The sequence below is a fragment of the Candidatus Bathyarchaeota archaeon genome (assembly GCA_026014735.1).
Classification (GTDB): domain Archaea; phylum Thermoproteota; class Bathyarchaeia; order Bathyarchaeales; family Bathycorpusculaceae; genus Bathycorpusculum.
On the sequence record JAOZHT010000003.1, the window covers coordinates 213,865 to 233,501 of the forward strand.

The 19,637-nt window shown below is 50.0% G+C and carries 14 protein-coding genes; 6 read left to right on the top strand and 8 right to left on the bottom strand.

The window, feature by feature from the left end:
• Window position 1: 1 nt before the first annotated feature.
• Both NWE93_11445 and NWE93_11450 read right to left on the bottom strand, forming a co-directional pair.
• Entirely contained in the window at window positions 2-934 is a 933-nt protein-coding gene (locus tag NWE93_11445; protein ID MCW4000844.1) for a ribbon-helix-helix domain-containing protein, read from the bottom strand.
• Between the two features lie 108 nt (window positions 935-1,042).
• Window positions 1,043-3,634: a glycoside hydrolase family 5 protein gene (locus NWE93_11450; GenBank protein ID MCW4000845.1), complete on the bottom strand. Its 2,592-nt coding sequence runs from the start codon at window positions 3,632-3,634 to the stop codon at window positions 1,043-1,045.
• Between the two features lie 429 nt (window positions 3,635-4,063).
• Here NWE93_11450 and NWE93_11455 point away from each other — a divergent pair, with 429 nt between their 5' ends.
• Window positions 4,064-5,011: a hypothetical protein gene (locus NWE93_11455; protein ID MCW4000846.1), complete on the top strand. Its 948-nt coding sequence runs from the start codon at window positions 4,064-4,066 to the stop codon at window positions 5,009-5,011.
• 12 nt (window positions 5,012-5,023) lie between these two features.
• Window positions 5,024-7,711 (top strand): hypothetical protein, encoded by a 2,688-nt coding sequence (locus NWE93_11460; protein MCW4000847.1) that lies wholly within the window; start codon window positions 5,024-5,026, stop codon window positions 7,709-7,711.
• Between the two features lie 84 nt (window positions 7,712-7,795).
• Here the strand turns inward: NWE93_11460 and NWE93_11465 are convergent, their stop codons facing one another.
• Complete coding sequence (locus NWE93_11465) at window positions 7,796-9,136, bottom strand: hypothetical protein (protein MCW4000848.1); 1,341 nt, start codon at window positions 9,134-9,136, stop codon at window positions 7,796-7,798.
• 61 nt (window positions 9,137-9,197) lie between these two features.
• Here NWE93_11465 and NWE93_11470 point away from each other — a divergent pair, with 61 nt between their 5' ends.
• Both NWE93_11470 and NWE93_11475 read left to right on the top strand, forming a co-directional pair.
• Window positions 9,198-11,600: a hypothetical protein gene (locus NWE93_11470; protein MCW4000849.1), complete on the top strand. Its 2,403-nt coding sequence runs from the start codon at window positions 9,198-9,200 to the stop codon at window positions 11,598-11,600.
• Window positions 11,601-11,676: 76 nt separating this feature from the next.
• The gene (locus NWE93_11475; protein ID MCW4000850.1) at window positions 11,677-12,039 is read left to right on the top strand and encodes a hypothetical protein; all 363 of its coding nucleotides are present in this window, start codon (window positions 11,677-11,679) and stop codon (window positions 12,037-12,039) included.
• On the opposite strand, the gene NWE93_11480 is transcribed toward NWE93_11475, so the two are convergent.
• Genes NWE93_11480 through NWE93_11495 form a run of 4 tightly spaced genes read right to left on the bottom strand, consistent with a single transcriptional unit; the run spans window position 12,036 to window position 13,561 of the window.
• Window positions 12,036-12,248: a hypothetical protein gene (locus NWE93_11480; GenBank protein MCW4000851.1), complete on the bottom strand. Its 213-nt coding sequence runs from the start codon at window positions 12,246-12,248 to the stop codon at window positions 12,036-12,038. The two genes, NWE93_11475 and NWE93_11480, sit on opposite strands and share 4 nt — an antisense overlap.
• On the bottom strand, window positions 12,226-12,699 hold the full coding sequence (locus NWE93_11485) for a hypothetical protein (GenBank protein ID MCW4000852.1): 474 nt from the start codon (window positions 12,697-12,699) through the stop codon (window positions 12,226-12,228). Before NWE93_11485 ends, NWE93_11480 begins: the two co-directional genes overlap by 23 nt.
• 31 nt (window positions 12,700-12,730) lie before the next feature.
• Window positions 12,731-13,201, bottom strand: coding sequence for a flavodoxin domain-containing protein (locus NWE93_11490; protein MCW4000853.1), 471 nt, complete (start codon window positions 13,199-13,201; stop codon window positions 12,731-12,733).
• Window positions 13,202-13,561: a zinc-ribbon domain-containing protein gene (locus tag NWE93_11495; GenBank protein ID MCW4000854.1), complete on the bottom strand. Its 360-nt coding sequence runs from the start codon at window positions 13,559-13,561 to the stop codon at window positions 13,202-13,204.
• Window positions 13,562-14,348: 787 nt separating this feature from the next.
• On the opposite strand from NWE93_11495, the gene NWE93_11500 reads away from it, so the two are divergent.
• A complete protein-coding gene (locus NWE93_11500; protein MCW4000855.1) occupies window positions 14,349-17,702 on the top strand; it encodes a PAS domain S-box protein in 3,354 nt (1,117 codons plus the stop codon).
• A gap of 38 nt (window positions 17,703-17,740) precedes the next feature.
• On the opposite strand, the gene NWE93_11505 is transcribed toward NWE93_11500, so the two are convergent.
• Complete coding sequence (locus NWE93_11505; GenBank protein ID MCW4000856.1) at window positions 17,741-19,102, bottom strand: NAD(P)/FAD-dependent oxidoreductase; 1,362 nt, start codon at window positions 19,100-19,102, stop codon at window positions 17,741-17,743.
• A gap of 100 nt (window positions 19,103-19,202) precedes the next feature.
• Between NWE93_11505 and NWE93_11510 the strand changes: the two genes are divergently transcribed.
• On the top strand, window positions 19,203-19,631 hold the full coding sequence (locus tag NWE93_11510) for a helix-turn-helix transcriptional regulator (GenBank protein ID MCW4000857.1): 429 nt from the start codon (window positions 19,203-19,205) through the stop codon (window positions 19,629-19,631).
• The last annotated feature ends 6 nt before the right edge of the window (window positions 19,632-19,637 follow it).

Sequence of the window (19,637 nt, forward strand, 5' to 3'; positions counted from 1 at the left end):
CCTACAGGATTTCGGCTACCACATTGATGGGTTTTGGGATAAGCGCCCGTAAATCCTCCAGTCTCTTCTCATCGATGGTTACAAGTACAACTGTGGCTGGACCCGCAGATTTCTCCAGGTCCAAACCAGGCACTTCCAACATCCGCAGTTGCCTGCCCACTCCATACGCCATCATCTTAGCTTCACCTGCGATGCCAAAGCCACCCACCGGGGCGATGTCATGAACGTATTTTCTCTGCGCAAGCTGCGTTACGTTTCTGAGGTCCGCTATTTCCCCATGAGCCTCCGCCGCAACCACTTCATCCCCGACTTTAGGTCGACCAATCGCCACAATTAAATCGCCAGGCAACGTCTTTCCTAACCGTAATTCATCCTCGTTTGCCAAGCCAACCACAGTTAAGCCAGCGCCCGTCTGCACCGCCTCGAAGTTGTCTTCAGTTTTCTCCATAAGAACCTGGTTGGGGTCTAAACCGATGCCTCGTGCTTCGCGGCTTATCCCCTCGATTATTTCGTTGCCCGTTGGCTCTTTCTCCACCCCCAAAGTCACTGATAAAAGCAGCGGAAAGGCCCCCGTTGCCGTAACATCCATCAACGCGACCCTCGCCAGGAACTTTCCCAGCACCCGACCGTCCACTTTTACTTTATCCATGACTTTTGGCCCCACTGACCCCATGGAGGTGGAGCCAGCGACGATGGCGTGTCCCGTTGGCATCTTTAGTATGGATACGTCTCCGCGTCGGGTGTAGCTGATCTGTGCGGGTTTAACTTGGAAGACGATGGGTCGAAGCATTGTGCCGACGTTTTCGGTTAAGTGCAGGTAGATGGTTAGGGCTTGGCGGAGAACTTCAGAGCGGGTTAAGCTGTGTTTTTTGGCAAGTTTATCTAGGTCTGAGATGACTTTGCCGGGTAAACGTACGTTTACGATTTCCAACATAGTTCACTGTAACACATATGTATTACGGATGGCAGGTTTATCCTTTGCCTTTCCAAAAAAATGCTGAATAATCAAAAAATTGGAAAAAAGAAAAGAAAAGGGATCTGCTTACCCAAAGAAGGTAAACATCGAGTTTACGCCCGTCCATGAGAGGACTCGCCATGGCGAGTAGAAGTTGTAGAAGTTAAACGAGTAAGTCGTTGGTGCAGGCGTGGCTGTCGGGGTTGCTGTTGACTTGACGGTCGGTGTTGGAGTTGGCGTCTTAGTGGGTGTAGTTGTGGATGTTGGGGTGGCTGTAGGGTCGGTTGATGTTGAGTTAGAGGGGTTTTTTGATGTTGTCGACGTCGTTTGGGTGGGGCTCGGAGTTGCTGTCGGCGACGAACTGGCTGTTGGGGTCGGTGTGGCTGTCGGAGTAGCTGTAGGTGTTGGAGTGGGGGTAGCGGTTGGAGTTGGGGTGGGGGTAGGTGTTGCGGTTGGCGTAGCTGTTGGTTTAGGTGTGGGGGTTGGGGTGGCTGTTGGTTTAGGTGTCTTGGTCGGCTTTGGCGTAGCTGTTGGAGTAGGTGTAGGAGTTGGAGTCGACGTCGGCGTTGGTGTTGGTGTCGCGGTTGGAGTTGGCGATGGAGTGGCTGTAGGTGTAGGGGTAGCGGTGGGTGTGGCTGTTGGGGTCGGAGTGGCTGTCGGAGTAGCTGTAGGTGTTGGAGTGGGGGTAGCGGTTGGAGTTGGGGTTGGGGTAGGAGTTGCAGTTGGCGTAGCTGTCGGTGTGGCCGTAGGAGTAGGTGTAGGTGTTACAGTCGGCGTGGGGCTTGGAGATGGTGTAGGAGTAGCTGTCGGAGTTGGAGTTGGCGTCGTGGTGGGAGTAGAGATATCTCCACTCGATGATAGCTGAGCATTAGTTATGTTGTAGCTGCATGAAATCCCTTTCATCCCAGGGCGTAGGCTCCAAACAACCTGGCTAACATGGTTTAATGGAACGCCCACATTTCTCAAGTCAATGGTGTAATGTACAGGCGCTGAAGAGTTAGCCACACGCATGATGGTGCCGTCCTGGAGCGTAACCGCATGGCCATATTTGGTTGAAAGGTCACAGGCTGATTCCTCTGAGGGATTCCAGCCGTTGTTCGTCGCATCAAGAATAATTATAGATAGACCTGCGTGATCTTGAAGGTCTCCCTGCCAGAACTCGTCAGCCCAGAAATCAAAGGACAAGTAGGGCGTGTTTCTTAGGTCCCAGTAGGGGTAGCCGTTTCCGTTAGCGATGGTGGGGTAACAGCCATAGCAGTCGCCTGGGATGTAACCCGTCACGCCCGTCGCTGTTTGCGTCTGGGTTACTTTGCCCGTGCTTGCATCTGCTGGAACCGGCGTGATCCAGTATCTGCCGTTTAAGGGGTTAATGGTTGGGCTTTCCAAGACGGGTTGGGTGGGCGTTGGCGTAGGCGATGGAGTTGGAGTGGCAGTCGGCGTTGCCGTAGGCTGGCTTGTCGGCGTTGGAGTTACGGTTTCGCCGGCGTAGGCAGAGATGAATGATTGCCCCATTGTGTTAGGAGTATAGCCGCTTGACAGCATAGTTTCTCCAGAGAAGATGGCGCCTAAACCCGAATCGCTCAACCAATAATATGCGCATGCACCCACGCCTAAGTCGCGTTGAGCCAAAATCAGGTTTTGCCACCAAGTGCAATCGTTTTGCTTGTTGGTGGAGCTTGATGTGCATGAGCCTTCTTCGTTGATAACTAAGGGGGCATTGACTCCCATGCTGCTGATGGCTGTTTGCACCTGCGATTTGAGGGTGCTGTAATCTTTTGCCCAGTACTTAGTTAGGTCAGTTGGCGAATAATAGTAGAAATGGGTTGTGTAGACAACGTTAGTTGGGTGCAGGTGGCTGTCGATGTCCGCTGCCCAGCTCAGGTCAGAGCCATAGCTGTTGGGGTAATAGCCCATTCGCCACTGCATAAAGATAAGGTTGGTTGCGCCTGTACCACGTATGGCACTATACATGGTTTGCAGGTATGTCATGTAGCCGCTTGGAATAGCTTCCGTATCTGCGCCGGTCCAGCCGGGTTCATTCCATGCCTCAAAGATTGCGTTAGGGTAATCTTTTAGGTTATTGGCCATATCTGTCCAGAACCAGCTCCAAAACGCCTGCTCATTGTTACCGTAACCTGCATCAGAGAGGAACTCCTCGCCGGCATCGTCCCATCCCAAAATCGGCAAACCCTGCCAGGCATAAGAGTCAGTTGCATATGGATCTATGTTAGAAGAGCTCGATGAGGGCGTTAGCATATAGGGCACAATATTAACGTAGATGCCATATTTGTTAGCTTCCTGGCATAGCGTACGCAGATATCCGCGGGTGCTAATGGGGGTAGTTTGGCCTGCGTAGTTTGAGTCTTCTTGTGAAGGCGCGATGTTATCGCGGTAATACCAGCTGGGATATACAAACACGCGAATCATGTTCACATGCCACTGGCTCTGCAAAACCGAAAACGTCTGATCCATCACAGACGTGGGATTAGCATTCCATTGGTCACTCCACGCATCTTTTCCGCCTGACCCCCAAAGTATCAGGTTAGGCGCCATACCTGCAACGCCAACCCCCCGCAGATAAATGGTGTTGCCGTTGGCATCCAAAATGTAGGAGCCGGACGTGTGAAGCGGCGAAGCCGTTGCTGCTTGAACAGTCGTTGTCGTGAAAACTGTAAGCATGCTTACAAGGAAGATTATGGAAAGACATATCGCTAAAGGTTTAGAGGTCTTTTTTTTGTGCAGAGTTTGCACTGAGGGTTTTAAATGTGCTCTCATACGCTCTCTTCCTGAATGGATAGATATCTTGAGATTCACGATATATTATATAAGCGTGTTGTCTCGACCAGACTTTAGTAGAAATGTACAACGTAAATACATAAAAATGGGAAATTGACCATTTCCCAACATGAAATCAAAATAAAAAACAACATCGTTTTTTAGTCTTTTATCTAAAAAATCTTGACAATATTTTTTAAAATTATAGTTATTCTAATTCCTTTATACTATTACTCGTTGAGTACATGGGGTCCATCGGTGTATGCCCTGGGATAAGGGGAAAAGCACAAGTGTTATATGTATCTTTAATAGAAAATTGAGAAGAGGGTCCAAATGAAAAAAAAGGTCTTAGCGTTAAGCGTAATTTTTTTGTTAACCAGTATCTTTATTACACAAATCTCGTCTGTCGGAGCGGTGGGGGAAGGCAGTTGGATAACCGGTTACTCGATCTATGATGCGCAGACTGAGCAGCTTTTGGCACAGTACAATGCGCAGACTAACACAACAGATAGTTATCAGCCGATTTTGCCTGGAGCCAGCATAGAAATAGTTTTTGACGTTAACATCGTTGCTTCTGGATCAGGTGATCTCAAGTTAACTTCTGGCTTGTTAAAGCCGTCTTCCGGTCCATATTGGTCGCTTGAAAGTGACGATTACGAGTTAGGTTCAAGTTTTAGCCCCAACACCGCCTCGACGAAATTCAACTGGGTTGAAGGCCAATTCACCATGGCACTCTACGGCAAGATTCCCTCAAGCACCAACAACACCAAATCGATAGTTGCGATAAGCTTGTTTGGTCCATCAGGAGGAAAAGCGCTTGACAAGATCGTAATAACCTCGACCAGCGCAGAAATGGATAACTTCCTGATTCTTCTGAGCGAAAAAGAGGATAAGCTGCAGTCGATGGCCGATAGCGGCGTGGACCCCCTCTTTATAGAAATCTACACAAATATCCTCAATGCCGCTCAGGATGTGGCCAGCAACGGCGACGTTGAAGGCGCAGTTGCTATGCTCGATAGCTTGGACACTTCAGGGGAACCCGCAAGTTCAGCCATGCAAATGGTGCTGCTGCCCCTCGTCGGTGTTACCGCTGCGATTGCAGTGGTTTTTGTAGTCCTGTTCTTTAGGGCACGAGGCAAAGTCGGCTACTTCCAGCTTGTTGTGGAAGACCAAATCAAGGATCTTGAGGGGTTGTCGATGCGGGCGGCAAGGATTGACCGCTCTATGGCGGCTAACCTTGAGTCAGTTAAAGATAGACTAAAAAGATTAGTTGGGATGTGATAACCTACGCGAATCTACCAAAACAGCGTACAACTAGTAGGGCTCGGATCAGCAGGCACAAACATCGTTGAGGCTTTCTTAGCCAACAAAAAAACCAAGGAACTAATAGAGAACGACCTTACCCGTCTCTCTCTTTTAGCCATCGACATCGCCGACCCAGAAATTCGAAGTCTCCAAGAAACACATGAACGGATCGCTAAAGCCCTCGCCAAATCAGGCGTACCCAAGGAACGCATGCGCCTAATCGCTGAATCCGTAAAGTTCCCCACAGCCGAAGCCATGTTTGACTTTATCAGCCAAAAATACGGTGAATATGTTGTAGGTGACGGCGCTAAACTCAACAATTATGTTCCCTGGCTGCAATCCACTATGGCGGTTCCGCCTATGGCAGGCGGCGCAGGACGCAGACGCGCACTCGCCAAAGCAATCTACGCTCTTAATTACTACCAACTGGGCATCATAAGAAACTGCATCACGGCCTTCAAAGAACAAGCCCTCTCATCCATCGTCACCCCAACCGTTGTTATGGTTTACGGTTTAGGCGGCGGCACCGGCAGCGGAGTATTCTTTGACTTCGCAAGGCACCTGCGTAAGGTTCTCGGTTCAGGTGTGCCCATAATCGCCTTCGTGATTACACCCTGCGGTGGAGATGACCCTCCCGCTAAGGGCTGCTCTGCATTCGTCGCCATGAACGAGCTGTCGCTGCTGCTAAACAAGGACTACAACGAGCATGTAATCAGTGAATTCGGTGAAATGTACCGTAACCCCCTCAATGCCCTGGTTTATCTGCCTCTGCTTCCGGCGTTCTCTAAAGTCGGCAACATCGTTAGTGCCCGAAAAGAAATGGATGAAATGGTTGTTGACCTGCTCTATGTGCTTATGGATTTCGACCTTGCAGACTTAATGGGCGGCATCGGCACCGAAGTTGGCTTAACCTCAAACTCTGCCCACACAATCGGCATGTACAAAGTCATCTACCCCGTGGAGGACTACATTAATGCGTTTAAGCTGAACTTTGAGGGAATGCAGCTTCTGCAGGAATCCCGCAAAGAAAAACTCTGCATCCTCGACGAAATCCAAACTATCGTGAAGGTTGACTATGACTTAGTACGGGAGCTATTCAAGAACTACTACATAAAAAGCGGAAACTTTGATGAGGAGCAGTTTGAGGAGAAACTCAAAAGCATCGTCAATAGCAACCCGCGCCTCGAAGACGATATCGAGTTGCATGTGAAGGGCGTCGAGATTCAGGCTAAAAACTGGTTGGAGGAAATCATGAAGTTCCTCTCCACCATCAAGCTCATGGGTAAAATCGGCCCCATAGAGGAAGCCATCATTAACCTGTCGCTTAGCAAAGAAGGCTCCCGGAGAATCGATAACCTGGAAACGCTGCTGACAACTCTGACAAAGAACTATCTGGACTTCTCTGAACGAAAAGCTGACATCCTCGAGAGGCTTAAGCAGCTGATTCCCAGCTCGCAGGTCTTTACGCTTCGCCAAAAGAAGGTCCTTGATGACTTGGTGAACATCGCAGAGGTATCTGAGAAGACCCTTAATTTGCTCAAGTTCTACGATGAAACCCGCTACTTAACCGACACGCTCATTCGCTACTACGAGGTTCTGCCTGAATCCGAATTGGAGTTGCAGGAGCTACATGACGTCCAGAAAGAACTCGGAACCCTCTACTTAGTTATCCAGCTGATGCTACGCACGCCAGGCGACGAGGCTAAGATGATTGATGAGCACCTCACCTACATCAACGAAATCCTGTCTAAGCGCTTGGCGAAGCGAGGCGACTTCGACAACGAGGCACTCCGTGTGGCGGAAGTCAAGAAACGCAAGGAATTCGATAAGCACAGACTGGATATACAGGCACGCAAATTCTTTGGCTCCAAGCGTTATGCACGCGAGCAACTGCTAAATATTGAACGTGACCTCAGGCGGGTAGCCGAAGAGGAAGCCATCGCGCTGGAAAACCTCGATAAAGTAGACAGCATCTTAAGGCTCTATGAGAAGCTTGCCAAGCGCTTTGAATTAACCTCGGAGTACCGCAAACGCCTAAACAAAATCGTCGATGCCTACACCGAATACAAAGCCCAGATGGCTGAGATAGCTGCGCCTAAACGTTACTACGAGAAATCCGCTGACTTAACTGAGCATGAGCAACTAAAGATAATTTTTAAGATACTGACCGAGCAGGAGGAAACCTTAACCCGCGAGGTAATCTACAAAGACATCCTCGACATGGACCACTTTAAAGACTACATAAAAAGCGTTGTCCGAGCATTCAAGACCCCCACTATCATGGGTTACAAGCCCACCTACAGAACCGACTACCTCTGGGTAACCGTTTCTACGCCGCCAAAAATGTGGACCGAAGATATGTCACAGGAAATCTACACGGCGCTGGCAGGATACGTTACAAGCGAAGTGTCCCGAACAATCACTGTCCGCGTTGTGGAATCACGCGATCCATGGATCACCAGAGTGCTGGTTGTGGGTGGACGCGGAAAACCCGAAGACATGGAGGCTTTCGACGAAATGCAGCTGCTATACAGCAAATCCAACGACTTTGAACGCTACCTCTCCAGATCATACCTGCTGGAGCATGGCGTGCATGCAACAAAAATCATCAAAGACATCAACCAAGCAAACGGTTATGTGCCCGCTTCAGCAAACGGCGAACGCAACAAAAAATAACCCCTTTCCCCTTTCTTGGGAAAAATTTTTGACGGCTAGAAAGCTCTAGGTTGCTAATCTTACATTAATTCAGCAATACTTGAGCTAACTTTCTTTTATTTCCGTTTTTTCAGCCGCAACCTCATTTTCAGGTGAAGGTAAATCAGCCGTCTCAGGTTCTGCTTCAGGCCGACTGGCTCCCTCCTCGGGGCTTAGTGGTTGCGCGTCACTAATCTTTTCCTCTGGCTGAGGGGCCTCTGCTTTTTCGGTTACCTGCTCGGCAGTTGCTTGCGGCGGCGGGACCTCTACAGTCTCCACCTGCTGCAGGTTAAGGTCCATGTTTATCCGCCAATCCTCTGTCAGGTAGCCTTCCTTAACTGCTCTGCGCTTAAGCTTCTGCACTTTTGCTTCAAACTCTTGGAACATCTGGGTTTGGTCAAAGCCGCCGATGAAGAGCACAGCATCGATGCGGTCGCTGGAGTCGTCGCTGTAGATTGGCTCAGAAATATGGATGGATTGAAGCGCGGTTTTCTCTTTAAACCAGTTAGTTATCTCTAGCTCGATTTGAGCCCTTGGAATCTTGTCTTTCAGATGCAGGGGCATACGTAGCAGCACATAGAGCAGTGAGGCGCTGGATAAGTCAAAGGTTGAAAGGGGCTTAAGCAGCACAGCGTTAAGCATGTTGCCTAGGGAACCGTAGATTTTGTAGCTTGCCCCCGTTACCGCTAAGGCACTGAATAACTTCACGTTAAAGGTACGTGACAACTCGGCGATCTCAGGCACCAGCAGCTCCTTATCCAAAAACACACTCAGCAGGTAATTTACAACCGCGTTGCCCCTGAGCGGTACGCCTTTTCGGTCTACGCCCTCATAATTCTCCAGTTGGTCTCTGCTTAAAAGCAACACCGTGGAGCCCTCGGTTGCAAGACACATCTGCAGGGCCGAGTAAGCGTTGAAGTGGGCGTCTGCTGGTTGAATTTTGGAGGGTAAAACCGCTATGGATAGGGAATCGATGCTTTGGGCTTTAAACTTGGCTGTTAAACTTGGAATGGCGGCGCTTCCCACACCGTCGGAGATGGATGCGAAGAATATTGCGCCTCGGAGTTTCTCGGCGGATTTCTTCTTTAAGCTGTCGGTGATGCTATGGTCCTTCGCCATCGCAGGCAGCACGTTATACCAGAAATGCGTGTCTACGTTTGCGTCCTCAAAGCCTATGACTAAATGGGGGTTGTAGCCATCAGGTACCCATTTGTAGATGTCATCGCTGGATTTCTCCATGAAAATGGGCAAGACACCATCGCGGTAAACGTCTGCCTCCTTAAGGAGGGCTTTTATGGGGTATTCGCCGATGCAGATGATTGCCTGTTTAGGCAGCAGAGGTTTTAGGGATTGGATATGTTTTTCGATGCATGTTAGTATGTTAAAGGAGCCTTTGCTGTCCTTCATACGAGGTACCTGCATAAGCTTTAAGAGCAGTATACTCAAAATAAGGTTTTAGGTAAAACGCTTGAAAAAGCCCTCGCTTAAGGTCTCCAATATAAGCACCTGGAACAAAAACAGAAAGAAAAAGGCCAAGGAAAAAGAAGAGTTGCTGCGCAGCACCGAAGGCCAAGGCATCAAACTGTTCACCTTGGTGATTACGCTGGTAGCGATGGCGCTGGGCATGTCTTACCTTTCGCTGTTTCCTCAGCCCCTGCCAATTTTGCTTGCGGCGTTGGTTGCTTTTGCCACTTATAAGCAGCCCAAATTCGGTATGCCCATCGGCGGCGTCATCCTGGGTTTGGGTTTGCTGTATCATCTTTCCGAGCTGTATTTTCTTTCATTTCTCGGCGACATTCAGGTGCGCGTGGCTTTTCTGGTTGTCTGGATGACGCTGTTTATCTGTTTACCCATAGTTTTTAACCGCTACAAAAGCGCCCTCGCCATCGACTTCGGTATATTGGCGGTGGTTTCGCTTTTCTACGCTCCCATCTATTTTCTGGCTATACCTTTGATTATTGCTTCCGCGGTGTACTTTAAGAAATATGTTGGGTTAACCATCATCTACTATGTCCTGCTTTCGGTTCCGCTGCAGCTAGCCCAATACTACAATTATATTTTCGACATTGCGCGAGATGACTGGTGGGTTGAGGCAGGTTCAGCGCCGCCACTGTTTGTTCCATTAACCGACATCGCCAAAGACCTGACTGTTTCACTCGGGCAATTCCGCCTATATGACATGTCAAAATTCATTTTCGACATAACAGGGCAACTCACCTGGGTTCCTGACTGGAACGGACGAACCCTAACCGACGCCTTCGCGCAGTACCTAGACTCCGTACCGGGCATATTCATGTTCATAGTGATAGTGGCTGGACTAGCCGTGACGCTTGTCTTCTTCACGCGTTTACTTGTCAGCGAAGGAATCCTGGGTTCCCGCGACAGATTCTTCCTTTGCTTCACCGCCGTGATTGCCGCGGCAATCATATTCATCCTGTTAAGTGCCCTCCAGAAACCCTTAGCCTTCAGAGCAGACGTCGGCGTTACCACGATGGCGCTTGGCATCTTTAGCACTTTCCTGCTTACTCTGCCGGTGCTCTTCATTGAACCAGCGCCTAAGCCGCAGGCGACAAACCAGGAGATAATCGACAAAACCCAATCGCTGCTCGATAAAATCGTGGCTCTTGAAGCAAGCATTGGTTTAGCAAAAGACAGTGTCCCCGTGGTTGTTACTTCGCCGCAGGGCAAAGCCCTGGTGCTAAAGGACACCTCATCAGATATCCTCAAAGCCGCAACCCTCAAGCTGCTAGACCAAGCCGACATAAACGAAAAATTCAACCAGTTAGGGGTGCTTGAAAAAGACCGGGAAGCCATCGAAAACGAGCTTAACGGCATCTTAGCGGAATACCAGATTTACTCCATCGGGGAATTCGCTAACTGGACGGGTAAACTTAGGGCGGCGGGACTCAAAATCAGAACCAGCGTTAATGTCGATTTCCAGAAGGAGATGCCTCTGGATCAACGCATCGAAGCCATCAAGCAAATCATGGATGGCGGCAAGGCGCTTGTAAAGGAGGTTTCTGACTCGATGGATCCAATCTATGGCATTATCCGTCCACTCTATGATCAGACGTTGCCGCCTAAATGCTACGCGGTGGAGTATGCTAACTCGAAGCTGGATCAGAAGCAGGCGCCCTGGATTGCCCTTGAAGCCCTCTACGGCGCCCTCAACGGCTGGAAACGACAGTACGGCAGCCAAATTCAGCAGACCATGAAGTACCTGCAGACTTCGCTTGTTCCCATCGCGGAGTTGAGTCGCCAAAGCATGGTTTTGCCCGCTGTCTTCGGTGAGGACGCGGAGAAGGTTTTGGGTTACGCTAAAAGGGCTGAGGGCATCAAGCAGCTGGCGCAGATGCGGGCGGAGAAATATAATCTTGACGTGTTAGACATTGTTTCTCTCCGCGACGACGTGGTCGGGTTCATTGAGATGGCTAACGATGTGCTTTTGATGCTTTACCGCGAGGTTGTTGCGGAGGAAGAAGCCATCGAGGGGTTGCTGCCCACCAAGGATTTCATGTGGCAGAAGAACGAGTCGCTGCGGTCGCGGCTGGAGGCGGCAACTGAGCAGATGAGTAAACCTGAGGCTCAAAGCATCAACTTGGTTATGGAGCGGCTGCCCCGATACCTTGGTTACATCGACGAGGCGGTGCAGACGCTGGCTTCGTATGCTGAACGTAGGGAGTTTTTGATGAATTATCCGCTTGCCGCCACCGCCATTGAAGAGCAGCTTAAGCTGAAGCCGAAGCTGTTGCCCTCCGATTTGCCTTTCCGCCCTCATTTTGCAGCGGAGTACCTGCGGCTCTACTACACCACCCGTTTCGGCGAGTACATGTTTGATAAAGAGGAGCTGGCGCTGCAGAAGCGGCCGTAAACTTATCCTGCGACGCTTAGGCTCCTCTGGTAAGACATATCAGTGATGCCACAGTCAATATCTGCTGTGAACTGATTTGCGTCATCGCCACCAGACCAAAAAAACCCATGTGTGCTTTGTAGAATACGACGACGTCAACTTTGACAAGCTCCGAGACGCCCGATACTTCGGTGAAGGCAACTCCAGGGGGCGCAGACTCGAATTCGACTTCACGTACTGCCTAAATTGCCAGATGCGGCTGCTCAACGACCAACCCGTCATGACCCGGGATATCTTGGAGGATGAATTCGAACGCTACGTGGCGTTGGCTAAAAGCGGCGGTTACCTCGCGGCGGAGGAGCGCACGGTGCAGCATAGCGATTTTGAGGCGCTTGAGCACCTGATAGAATCAGCCATCGAGCTGGGCAAGCTTAAGGCAAAACAAGACAGTTGCCCTTAGCTGCCGAGTTGTTGCTGCAGGTCTTGCTGCTGCTGGGGCGTCAGCGCTTCCTGCTGGCATCTTGGGCACCTGAGAGCCTTCACGTTATGGAGGACGACGCCGTCGACTTCACAGTCAAACTCTACCTCCATGTATTCGACGCAGCAGATTGGGCAAAGCAGCGCCCCCGCCTTTGTGCCTGATATTTTACTGGATGAATTTTTCGCCAACTTTGTTTGCCCACGCCTCAACTTTAGCTAAATCTAAATTATCCAAAACCATCTTGCCCAGAACCTTCATGCGGCCTCCAAACGCCTCGGTTTCCACTGGGGCGATTTTGGGGTAGCGGGCAAGCGTGTTTTCCAGAAACTTTGCTTTGGCATCTTGGTACTTTTCGGGGGTGCCTGCGTCGCCTGAACTGATGAAGAAAGCGATTTTTCTGTCGCCGAAGTCGTTTTCGAGCATTTTGAGGGCTCGCTCGTACACTTTGCCGCCCCTGACTCCGCCGCCAACAACCACGTTGCCATAGGAAGCTATACTGGGGGCTTTCTGCTCTTTAAGATCCACCAAATCCACTTCGAGGCCGAATTTGCCGCGAAGAACCTCCGCGATTTTCCGCGCTGACTCCTCGGTTGCTCCGCCCTTGGATTCGTAGGCAATCAATGTTTTGCTATTTTTCATGGATTCTATTCACTTCGGGATGATAAAATTGTTATTGGCTGAAGACTTCGCCTAGTTGCTCAGCCCAAGCTTTGACTTTGGCGGGGTCGGTGTTGTCAAGCATTAATCTGCGGAAGTACTTGATGCGTCCGCCGAAGGCTTCCGCCCCCACGAAGGTGACGTTTGGGTGTTTAGCGACGGTTTTTTCGATGTACTGTTTTTTGGCGTTTTCGTAGCTGCCCGGTGTGCCTGCCCAGCTTGAACAGGTGAAAAAAGCCACTTGTTTGCCGGCGAGGTTTTCGAGGAGCGCTTTGGCTTTGCCGTAGATTCTGCCGCCCCGCACCCCTGCGCCAACAACTATGCCTCGGTACTGCTTGACATCGGGAGTTGGCTGCTCTTTAAGGTCCACAACGTCGACTTTCAAGCCGAATTTGCCCCGGAGCACATCCGCAACGATTCCTGCTGCTTCTCTGCTGGCGCCCTGCTTACTCTCATAGGCAACCAAGGTCTTGTTCTGGCTCATCTATGCGCTTCCAACCGCGCCTTCAGGCACCATTTTTTTGCCGCAGCTAACACAGAACACTGCGCCCGAACCGTTTTTGGCTCCGCAGTTGGGGCAGGTAACGTTGTTTTCCTGCGTGGATGGAGAAGCGGTTTTCTGCTGGATGTTTTCGCTTGCACGTTTGAGTGCGCTGTGGGTTTCATGCGCGGCGATTGTGAATGCCCGCTCCAGTTCTACGCCAACGCGGTAGAAGGCGTCTTGGAGTTCGTCGGTTGGATAGTTTACTTTGGCTGTTTTTCCCACTGCGGTTTTGGTGCCGCATTTGGGGCAGAAATAGGCGTCTTGGGCGATTTGTGAGCCGCAATGTGAGCAATAAACCATGTTGTGTTCACCGTTAATGCATGGGTCTGTTGGAATTTAAGCTTTACAGGAGGTCTTTTGGGTTTAGCTGTGCTTTTTTTTGGTTGAAAGGAGAAGGCGTCGGCTTATCCTTTTTCTTCAAATGGGGCGGATGGGGCATTTTGTTTGCGGTGCTGAGGCAATCCGGCTTTGCATCTTGTGTACTTGGCTTGGCGCATTGCAGGCATATCGCTTGCTCTGCCACGCCTATCCCCCCTCTATTTATAGGGTCATTGCATAGGGGTCTGCTGCTCCACCAGCCTCTCCCTCCCCGTATATAAAGCCGCAAAGTCCGTTCTGTTTAATCTGGGGTGGACGTGGTTCGGCTGCTTTTTTCCTCGCAAGACTCAGCAAGGCAGTCAACCCAACGGCAGCTGAGCCCTGAGGCGCAGGGGAAAAAACCGGTAACCACTCTGTCTCTCGCTCTTGGCAATAAATAGGCTACTATTCATCCAAGTTATCGCAAAACGCAATAATTTATATGCTTTACAAAATGATTTAATTATGTGAGTATCAAAGAAAAGCCGGAGTCCAAGAGTAAAGAAATCCAGTTTGAGCCCAAATATCGCTCAGTCATCGAAAACACAGATGATGCTTCCAACTGTTAGAACTCATCTATGAGAAAAGTCAGGTTGTCGACTTCAAATTCCTCTACGTTAACTCCGCCTATGAACAGCAAACCAGCCTAAAAGCATCCTTTGTCGTCGGAAAAACCATACGGCAATTCGACCCCGCCATCGAAGACTACTGGTTCTCCACTTTTGGCCTAGTGGACAAAACAGGCAAAGCATCGCATCTGCTACAGTACAATAAGGGCACCAAACGCTGGTACGACGTCTATAGCTTTTCATATTCACAAGGCATCGTCGGTTCCCTCTTCAGGGACATAACTGAGAAAATAAGAACCGAGGAGCTTCTGCGGCAGAGAGACCAGGAATTCCGAACCCTAACCCAGGCCTCCGCAGATGTGGTTTACCGCATGAACCCCGATTGGAGCGAAACACAGGAGTTGCATGGAAAAGACTTCCTCCCCGACACAGAAAAACCAAGCCGCAGCTGGCTGGAGAAGTACATCCTAAAAGAGGACCAGCCCAAAGTGCAAGCCGCCATCCAGCATGCAATTGACACTAAAGCTGACTTTGAACTCGAGCACAGAGTCATAAGAGCCGATGAAAGTGTCGGCTGGACTCATTCACATGCTATGCCACTCCTCGATAAGCACGGGTTGATAGTTGAGTGGCTAGGTACCGCGAAAGATATAACGGAACGCAAGAAAGCACAAGAAGCTCTTCTGGCAAGTGAGAAGCGGTATCGTGAGCTTTTCAACTCTATGACAGAGATGTTCCAGGTTCTTGAGCTGGTTTACAACGAAAACGGTCAAGCTGTAGACTTTTATTACCGAGAGGTCAACCCAGCCACCGAAAAAATAGTGGGCATGAACAGAAGCCAAATGCTTGGCAAACGAGCAAAAGAACTGTTCAGCATAGTTGAGGATTATTGGCTTGAGGCACTAAGTCAAGTTAACAAGACGGGTCAACCTGCCCGCGTTGAAAATTACAGTTCAGCATTGGACAAGTTTTGGGCTGTAAAAATTTTTAAGGTCCCAGAGAGGCAAAATACGGTTGCGATATTGTTTTCTGACATAACTAAGCATAAAAGAACTGAAGAAGCACTTTTAATCACTAAATGGCAAGCAGAGACAGGTCATAGACAACTTGAAACAGTGCTTGAAACAATCCCTGTTGCGGTAGTCATAGTTGACTCTCCGTCCGGCAAAATATCTTATACTAACAAACGTGCAAAAGAACTCTATTCATTTGATTGGGCAAATCGAAGTTTAGAGGATAATCTTTCCCAAGTTAAGCCTAAACGGCTTGATGGCTCGCCATACCCATTTGATGAGTTGCCCGCGTATCTTGCGCTTAAAGGGCAAACAGTGTATAATAGGGAGTTAATACTTGAGCGCCCAGATGGCACAACCTACACTATCAGTGGCAGCGCATCGCCCATCGTTGATAGCAATGGCGAAATAGTTTCAGCTGTGGTGATTTTCGAAGACATTACCGAGAGCAAGAAAACAGAAGAAGCTCTACGTCAAACCGAAGAACGTTTCCGTGATGTGTTTGAATGTGCGGCGATTGGAATGACCATCGGGGATATGGCGGGTCATGTGGTTGAAAGTAATTTTGCGTTGGAAAGCTTACTTGGCTACAGTAAAGATGAACTGAAGGGTAAACTATTCTCTGATTTCACCTATCCTGACGACGTTAACTTGGAATGGCAATTAATTAACGAGATGAAAGCGGGTAAACGCGATTTCTATGCCATAGAAAAACGGTACATAAGAAAGACCGGTGAGGTTATCTGGGTTCATCTTACTGGCCGCCAAATTCTAGGTCCTGATAAGAAACCATTGATCGGAGTAGCCACCGTTGAAAATATTACTGAACGCAAGAAGGCAGAAGAGGCTCTAATTTTAAGTGAAGAGCAAGCCCGCCAGCGCTCAGAGGAACTGCAGAAGCTCATGGATATTATCCCCGCGGCGGTCTGGGTGTCTAACGATCCGCAATGCAAAGTAATAGTCGGCAACCAAGCTGCAAACGAGTTCTATGAAGCAAAAGGCGACGAAAACGTCTCTGCGGGGCCCGCCGGCGGTGAAGAGCAGGATACAACCCGACGCTTCTTTTGGAAGGGAAAGGAATTGTTGCCCAGCGAACTACCCATGCAGCAAGCCGCCACAGAAAACAGAGAAATCAAAGATGCTGAATTGGAAGTCCTAACGCCAAGCCTCAAAAAAATGACTATACTTGGCAGTGCAAAACCGCTTCTAACCGACGAGGGAAAGGTGCGTGGTTGCCTTGCCGTTTTTATGGATGTAACGGAGCGGAAGAAAGTAATAGACGCCCTCGAGGTATCTGAGGCCAGGTACCGTAGCCTCTACGGCAATTTACGGGACCCATTTGTCGCCGTCGACTTGGAGGGCAAAATAATCGAGAGCAACCAGGCCTACCAAGAGCTCCTCGGATACACAAAAGAGGAGTTGGAAAACCTAACCTACATTGATTTGACACCGCAGAAATGGCGTGCCATGGAAGACCGCATTATAAGGGAACAGATTTTGCCATGCGGATACTCGGCTCTCTACGAAAAGGAGTATCGTCGAAAAGACGGAGAAAACGTGCCTGTGGAACTGTTAACCTATGCTTTGATAGATCAAAATGGTAAAACAACAGGGATGGCTGCCATTGTACGGGATATAACTGAACGCAAGAATGTAGAAAAGGCATTAAGAGACAACGAGCAAGCCGCGGTAAAATACGCCAGAGAGCTAAAGGCGCTCCATGATAAACTTGAATTAAAAACCTTAGAGGCAGAAAACTACGCCAGCAAAATGGAAGCCCTCGCAGAAGAACGTGCCCGGCAACTGAGGGATTCTGAACGTTTATCAGCCATCGGCGCCACCGCGGGGATGGTTGGGCATGACATCCGCAATCCCCTGCAGGCTATTTTAGGCGATATTTTCCTTGTGAATGATAATCTGGCGGATTTGCCTGAAAGCCCAGAGAAAAGGGAAATCAGGGAAAGCGTGGACAGCATAACCTCCAACGTCTCCTACATCAACAAGATAGTGGCGGACCTGCAGGATTATGCCCGCCAGCTTACCCCCGAATACTCCACGTTTGACCTTTCGAACTTAATCAACAAAACCCTCACAACCATAGTTATCCCAGATAACATCCGCCTGACAGTTAACGCTCAGACAACGCGTGCAATAAAATGCGACCAAACCTATCTGCAACGCTCCATTACCAACCTAATCAACAATGCGGTTCAGGCTATGCCCAGCGGCGGAGATTTAGGGGTGGATTGCTACGCAAAAAATGATGAGGTCTACATCGTGGTTTCAGACACCGGCACTGGCATCCCCGCGGAGGTTAAGCCTAAGCTGTTTACGCCCATGACGACAACTAAATCGAAAGGGCAAGGGCTGGGGTTAGCGGTTGTGAAAAGACTCGTGGAGGCGTTGGGCGGCAAAGTCAGCTTTGAAAGCCAAGAGGGCAAGGGAACAAAATTCACAATCGAGCTGCCTATAACTCCCCATCCAAAAAGCAAGGAATTATGAGGGGATTAATAAAAAAAAGAAAAATATAAAAGAGGAAATTAAACGGTGAGTTTTGCTCTGCCTTCCTCGATTGACCGCACGGTTTCGTCGCGCCATGCCTCAAAGCCCACCGGCGTTGAGGGGTAAGTGTTGTAGTGTGCACCCAGCGCCTTCATCATGGTGACGGTTGTGTGGAGCTTGTTGAGGAAGCCGACTTTGCGGATGCCGCGGAAGACGCGTTTGGCGGTTTCGGTGATGTTAAGGTGGAAGTCGTCGCCCATGCCGGCTTTAAGCACGTCGTCTTCAGTCATGAGTTTCTGGTTCATGCCGTAGTTGAGGTCGTCATCGCTGCAGCTCAGCAAAAACATCTTGAAGATATCCAGTGTGCCCTGCTTTTTGCCGTAGGTGTCGATGTAGCGTTTGTTGTAGCCCCAAAGCGCCTCTTTGGTGGCTTCGCCTTTGCCAAGTGCCTCAATGATTTGTTGGCCTGCAAAGTAGCCTGATAGCATGCTGGGGCCGATGCCGCCGCCGTGAATCGGATTCACCAAAGACGCCGCATCGCCGATAAGCGCCACGCCGTTTCCGACCATGTTGTCTATGGGCCTGCGGACGGGATCAAACCATGCGCCCCCCGTTAAAACATGTGAGCCCTCAAACATGGGCTTCTTAAAAGCGGTGCTGTAGAGTTGCTCTTTGGGGTTAGGGTAACCTGGACGCATGATGGCGCCGATGCCGACGTTGACGCGTGCGCCGCCCTTGGGGAAAATCCAGATGTAGCCGCCGGGGCTGGATTTCTGGTTAAGGTAGATTTCGCAGAAGCGTGTGTTAGTGGTTTCCTGTTTTAGCTGGCGGATTTCGCGGTAGCATGCCTCCACATCCACGGGGGCAAGGTCGCGTTCTATGCCGAATTCCGCGGGAAGCTGCTTGCGCACCATGCCAAAGTAGCCGGTGGCATCCACCACCACTTTGCTGTGCAACTCGTTGACTTTGCCGGTTTTCATGTTCTTAGCCGAGACGCCGGCGACCGCGCCCTTCTCAAAGAGGGGACTGCGGAAATTGGTGTTATCCATAAGTTCCGCGCCTGCGTCGGTGGCTTTTTTGAGCAGCCATTGCCCGAATAGGCGGCGGTTTAGGATGTGGCCGACGAAGTCTTTGTCAGCTATGGTGAAGACGGTGTTTTCGTCGGGGCTGAAGATTTGGATGCCGTCGATTTTGGCTTCCAGTTCGCCGCCGGTGGGTTTTTCAAGTCCGAGGAAGTTTAGGTGGTGATCGCCTAGGGCGTCGCCGCAGATTTTTTCTCCGACTTCTTCTTTGGGTTTCTTTTCGATTAGGGCTACTTTGAGGCCGCTTTGGGCGATGGTTTTTGCTGCAAGGCAGCCTGCTGTTCCTGCGCCAACGATTATGGCGTCGTATTTTTGCATTGTGATTTCCTCCGCTGTGAGCTTTACTATTTACACCATGTTGTGTAAGTAAACGCTTATAAATTAGGAAGTGAGCAAAACCACACCGAGTGTAAACCGCATGACCACCCCCGTCACTTTAAGCGCGGATTTCCGCCGCATCGTCGAAGCCCGCATGGACCAGGTTCTCCGAGGCATAGAAGAAACCTTCACCCAAATCATCGAAACCCAAAAAGTCACCCCTAAAGAACTCAGAGACGAAGTCGAAAGCCTCCAAGACAGCTTCAACGTGCTCTTCCAGAAGTGGAGCCTAGAAATCCTCTACACCCTGATGCTTAAAAGCGGCATTGGATTTGGCGAAGTTAAAAAGACATTGGGCGTCAACAGCCGCACCCTCTCGGATAAGCTTAAGATGCTGCAGGCGCATGGCTACATAAACCGCGTAGTCACTGATGGGCCGCCTCTGCATGTTGCTTACTCGTTGACGGCGAAGGGGAAAAACACGGTGCTTTTGGCGTTGCCGCTGCTCTACTACCAAAGCGAAGCCTAAACGCAG